The sequence below is a fragment of the Tianweitania sp. genome, from assembly GCF_032053605.1.
GTDB lineage: Bacteria > Pseudomonadota > Alphaproteobacteria > Rhizobiales > Rhizobiaceae > Tianweitania.
Window position 1 is genome coordinate 1 of the sequence record NZ_DAMBUH010000157.1, and the last position, 5,360, is coordinate 5,360.

At 62.7% G+C, this 5,360-nt stretch carries 5 protein-coding genes; 4 read left to right on the forward strand and 1 reads right to left on the reverse strand.

The window, feature by feature from the left end; all coding sequences use genetic code 11:
* Window positions 1-89: 89 nt before the first annotated feature.
* The 3 genes from crtY to RTX98_RS19690 are packed head-to-tail and all read left to right on the forward strand — an operon-like array spanning window position 90 to window position 3,672.
* Window positions 90-1,262: a lycopene beta-cyclase CrtY gene (gene crtY, locus RTX98_RS19680; protein WP_312798557.1), complete on the forward strand. Its 1,173-nt coding sequence runs from the start codon at window positions 90-92 to the stop codon at window positions 1,260-1,262.
* On the forward strand, window positions 1,259-2,746 hold the full coding sequence (locus RTX98_RS19685; protein WP_312798558.1) for a phytoene desaturase: 1,488 nt from the start codon (window positions 1,259-1,261) through the stop codon (window positions 2,744-2,746). The genes crtY and RTX98_RS19685 overlap by 4 nt, the downstream gene beginning before the upstream one ends.
* Window positions 2,743-3,672, forward strand: a complete 930-nt coding sequence (locus RTX98_RS19690; protein ID WP_312798559.1) for a phytoene/squalene synthase family protein — start codon at window positions 2,743-2,745, stop codon at window positions 3,670-3,672. The genes RTX98_RS19685 and RTX98_RS19690 overlap by 4 nt, the downstream gene beginning before the upstream one ends.
* Here RTX98_RS19690 and RTX98_RS19695 read toward each other — a convergent pair.
* Complete coding sequence (locus RTX98_RS19695; protein WP_312798560.1) at window positions 3,669-4,616, reverse strand: polyprenyl synthetase family protein; 948 nt, start codon at window positions 4,614-4,616, stop codon at window positions 3,669-3,671. The genes RTX98_RS19690 and RTX98_RS19695 overlap by 4 nt on opposite strands.
* Window positions 4,617-4,643: 27 nt before the next feature.
* Between RTX98_RS19695 and RTX98_RS19700 the strand changes: the two genes are divergently transcribed.
* Window positions 4,644-5,360: alpha-hydroxy-acid oxidizing protein (locus RTX98_RS19700; RefSeq protein WP_312798562.1), on the forward strand; the 717-nt coding region annotated here is incomplete at its 3' end.

Below are 5,360 nucleotides of genomic sequence, written 5' to 3' on the forward strand. Positions count from 1 at the left end.
TCGGCCGGCGGCGCCAAGCGCGCAGCGCTCCTGATCGAACAGGCCTTCTCCAAAGATGCGTCGGCCCGAAACCCATCGCAGGCGGCGGCATGACGGACGCCGACCTGATCCTTGTTGGCGGCGGGCTGGCAAGCGGGCTGTTGGCGTTGCGCCTGCAGCATGCGCGGCCCGACCTGAAGGTTCTCGTGCTGGAAAGCGGCCCGACGCTCGGCGGCAATCACACCTGGTCCTTTCACGATGATGATCTCACTGCCGACCAACACGCGCTGATGGCGCCGCTGGTGGCGCATCGTTGGCCCTCGCAAAGCGTACGCTTCCCCGCCTTCGAAAGGCGTCTCACGGCCGGCTACAATTCCGTGACCTCCGACCGCTTTCATGCGGTGCTGACCGAGCAACTACCCGACAGGATCAGGCTGAACACGGCCGTGCAATCCATTTCGCCGACACAGGTGGTTCTTGCCGACGGAACGACGCTGACGGCCCCCGCCGTGATCGACGCCACCGGCTTTCGCCCTCATCCCGGTCTGCAGATCCGCTTCCAGTCCTTTCTCGGCCTCGAACTGCGCTTTGCCGAGCCGCACGGGTTGGATGCGCCGGTGATCATGGACGCAACCACGCCGCAGGATGGCGGCTACCGCTTCACCTATCTGTTGCCCTTTACGGACACCACGATGCTGGTGGAGGACACCGGCTATGTGGATGACCGGGCGCTGGACCTCGCCGAGCTGGAAGCCCGCATCTCCAGATACTGCGCCCAGCGAGGCTGGCGGATCGTGGAAGAAGTTCGTCGCGAGCACGGTGTTCTACCGATCACACTCGACGGCGACATCGATCTGCTTTGGACAGGGGTGACGGTTCCGCGCATCGGACTGGCCGGCAACTTTTTTCATCCGACCACCGGCTATTCGCTGCCCGACGCGGCGCGTGTAGCGGACCTGATCGCGGCCCTGCCCCAGCTCACATCGGCTGCCATCCTTGCCGCCCTACAAACGCACGCGAAAACGCTGTGGCGCGATCAGCGCTTCTTCCGGGCGCTGAACCGCATGCTTTTTCTCGCGGGCGAACAGGACCAGCGCTGGCGCGTGATGCAGCGATTCTACCAGCTGCCCGAGCCGCTGATCGAACGCTTCTATGCCGGCCAGACAACCGCGGCCGACAAGCTGCGCATCCTGGCCGGCAAGCCGCCCGTACCGGTGGCCCAAGCCCTTTCTGCCCTTCTTCGTAAGCCACGACCTAACCCACGCCCTATGGAGCTGTCATGACCGGCACATCTCGCACCGCCGCCGTGATCGGCTCCGGCTTTGGTGGCCTGGCACTGGCCATCCGTCTTCAGGCTGCTGGTATCCAGACCACGATCTTCGAAAAGCGCGACAAGCCGGGCGGGCGCGCTTACGTCTATGAAGATCAGGGTTTCATTTTCGACGCCGGGCCGACCGTCATCACCGATCCCAACTGCATCCGCGAGTTGTTCACCGCAGCAAACAAGCGCATGGAGGATTACGTCGAACTCCTGCCGGTCACGCCTTTCTACCGGCTGGCCTGGGAAGACGGCTCGACCTTCGACTACGCCAACGATCAGGCCGAGCTCGACCGACAGATCCGCCTGCGCAACCCCGACGATGTCGAAGGCTATCGCCGCTTCCTCGATTATTCCCGCGCGGTTTATCAGGAAGGCTACATCAAGCTCGGCGCCGTGCCGTTCCTCAACTTCCGCTCGATGATCTCAGTGGCGCCGCAGCTGACCAAGCTGCAGGCGTGGCGCAGCGTGTATTCGATGGTGTCGAGCTTCATCAAGGACGAGCATCTCCGGCAGGTGTTTTCCTTCCATTCGCTGCTGGTGGGCGGCAATCCGTTTTCGACCTCTTCGATCTACGCGCTGATCCATGCGCTGGAACGCGAAGGCGGCGTGTGGTTTGCGAGAGGCGGCACCGGTGCGCTCGTGCAGGGACTGGTGCGGCTGTTCGAGGATCTTGGCGGCACGATCCGCTTGTCTTCCCCCGTCGAACGCATCGAAACGGACGGCGATCATGCACGCGCTATCGTCAGCCGGGGCGAAACGCTGCCTTTCGACGTGATCGCATCCAATGGCGATGTCGTGCATACCTACAACAAGCTCCTGTCGGGCCATCCGCGCGGCCCGCGCCAAGGCAAGAAATTGGCCGCCAAGCGGCATTCCATGTCCCTGTTCGTGATCTATTTCGGGCTGAACAAGCTGCACGATCAGCTGGCGCATCACACGGTGTGCTTCGGGCAGCGCTATCGTCCGCTGATCAACGAGATCTTCAAAGGACCGAAGCTCGCGACCGACTTCTCGCTCTATCTCCACTCGCCTTCGATCACCGACCCCTCGCTCGCACCCGATGGCTGTGCGAGCTACTACGTGCTGGCGCCGGTTCCCCATCTCGGCAGTGCCGATATCGACTGGGACGTGGAAGGGCCGCGTTACCGCGACAGCATCCTGGATTACCTCGAACAGCACTACATGCCGGGCCTGCGCTCGCAGTTGGTGACCGTCCGGCATTTCACGCCGTTCGATTTCCGCAGCGAGCTCAACGCCCATCTAGGTTCGGCCTTTTCGCTGGAGCCGATCCTGACGCAAAGTGCTTGGTTCCGGCCGCATAATCGCGACGACCAGATCGACAATCTGTACTTCGTTGGTGCCGGCACCCATCCCGGCGCCGGCGTGCCGGGCGTGATCGGTTCGGCAAAGGCAACGGCGCAGCTGATGATCGACGCCCAGCCATGACGATCGCCTCGACGCAGAATTATGCCGACCAATCGATCGCTCAGGGTTCGCAGAGCTTTGCGGCTGCGGCGAAGCTGTTCGACGCCCAGACAAGGCAAGATGTCACCAAGCTCTACGCTTGGTGTCGCTATTGCGACGATGTCGTGGACGGGCAGGTGCTGGGACATGGCAAACAAATTTCGGAGCAATCGCCGGAAGAACGGCTGGCGGAGTTGACCCAAGCCACCCTGAACGCGCTGGATGGCGGACCGGTCGAGCATCCGGCTTTCATCGGCCTGCGCGACATCGCCCAGCACCACGAACTGTCGCGCGCGCTGCCGCTCGCCCATCTCGAAGGTTTTCGCGCTGACGTCGAGCATCGCCGCTACCGCACCTTGTACGACCTGATGACCTATTGCTACGGCGTGGCCGGCGTTGTCGGCATCATGATGGCGGATATCATGGGCGTGCGCGATGTAAAGGTGCTCGACCGTGCCTGTGACCTCGGCCTCGCCTTCCAGCTTACCAACATTGCACGCGATATCGTCGAAGATGCCGAGAATGGGCGGATCTACGTGCCGCTCGACTGGCTTGATGAAGCCGGCATCCCCGTGGATGGAGCGGCGTCATCACAACATCGTGACGCCCTCGCCATCGTTGCCAAGCGCCTGGTCGATGCTGCCGAGCCTTATTATGCCTCAGCGAGGGTCGGCATCGGCTCCCTGCCCTTCCGATCAGCGACTGCGATCGCCACCGCGCTTTATGTCTATCGCGCCATCGGCCAGGAGGTCGTGAAACGGGGACCCTCCGCCTGGGACGAACGCGTGCGCACGAGCAGGCTGCAAAAGAGTAGCTTTGCAGCCAAAGGACTCGCCCAAACGGTCAAATCGCGCTGCCATGTTGGTGTTCCGCGCGATGACTCGCTGTGGAAAAGGCCGCTGGTTTAAGCGAGCAGGCTCGCCAGAACCGAGTCCGGCTTCCTGCCCCCGCGACGGCGAATGCCCGCACCCGGCGTGCCGAACAGCTTATCCGTAAAAGCCCGCAGATGCGGTGCGCCGTTTGGCAGTTGGGCAAGCGCACCGGATGCCGTGTCGAGATGCGCCTGGATGTGTTTGGCCATGGCCTTTGAACCAAGTCCTTGCGCCAGAACGGCTTTTCCAGAATCCTTGTTGTTGCTTTTGCCCATGCGTGCCGCGTCGCCTGCAACATCCAGGAGATCGTCGAACAGCTGAAACGCCCGGCCGAGCTCGATGCCATAGATCCTGAGTTGTTCGCGTTGTGCCGTGGGTGCATCGGCCAGGATACCGGCCATCTCGACGGCTGCCACGAACAGCGAGCCAGTCTTCTGGTCGTTCAACTGGATAACGCTGTTTTCGCTGGTCTGGCCGACATTGCGGAGGTCAGAATATTGTCCGGCAACCAAACCGCGCATGCCGACCGATTGCGACAACGAAAGCGTCAGCGCACTCCGCTGCTCGCCGCTCAGACCGGGCACTGATGCCGCCAATCCAAAGGCATCGCCCAGCAGCGCAATCGCAGCCAGCACCGCGACATCCTCGCCAAAGCGGATATGCACCGTCGGCTTACCGCGCCGCGTCAGAGCGTCATCCATGCAGGGGAGATCGTCGAGCAGAAGTGAGGCGGTGTGCACGAGTTCGATGGCGCAGCCTACCTGCAAGGCAGCCGGCTGATCATAGCCGAGATCGCGGGCGGCGAGATCCACGAGGATCGGCCGGATGCGCTTGCCCGAGCCTACCAGGCTTTCGCGAACGGCCGTGCGCACCAACGGCTCGTCCGGCTCCGGCGCGCCCGCCATTGCGTGAAGCTGCGATTCGATACGCGCCTTGAGCGCGTCCCAGTCATGGCTTGCCGAAGCTGCGAGGTCAGTCATGGCTCTTGGTGTCAGGAACATCAACCTTTGCGTGAAACGGGCTGGCAGTGTTCGGGCGTTGCAATATCTACCTGTTCAATTCGAATTAGGAACTCTTGGATGGATGCCAAGCCGGAAATGTCAGCAGCTTTGAGGATCAGGAAGGAGAGCCATCTCGACCTGGTGCTCGCTGGCGCCGGCATCGTGCCCGCTACACGCAATGGTTTTGACGCCCTTCGCCTCGAGCATTGCGCGCTGCCGGAGCTGGATCTTGCCGACATCGACCTGTCGACGGAGTGGCTGGGCAAGCCCCTCTCAGCCCCCCTGCTGATCAGCTCCATGACCGGCGGAGCGCTGCGCGCCGAGCGGATCAACCACCATCTGGCCGAAGCGGCCGAAGTCCTGCGCATCCCCTTCGGCGTGGGCTCGCAGCGCGTATCGCTTGAAGGCGAAAGCGATAGCGGGCTGACGCACAGACTGCGTGACCTCATGCCTTCCGTGCCGCTGTTATCGAACATCGGCGCTGCGCAACTCATTGATGTCAAAGGGATCGACGTTGCGCGACGGGCCGTGGAGACGATCCGGGCGGATGCGTTGATCGTTCACCTGAACCCCCTCCAGGAAGCACTTCAGCCGGAAGGCGACACGAACTGGCGCGGCATTTTGCCGGCCATCGAGCAACTCGTTCTCGCGCTCGGCGTGCCGGTTGTCGTCAAGGAAGTGGGCGCTGGCCTGTCGCCGTCGGTCGCTCGTCGCTTGGCCGAT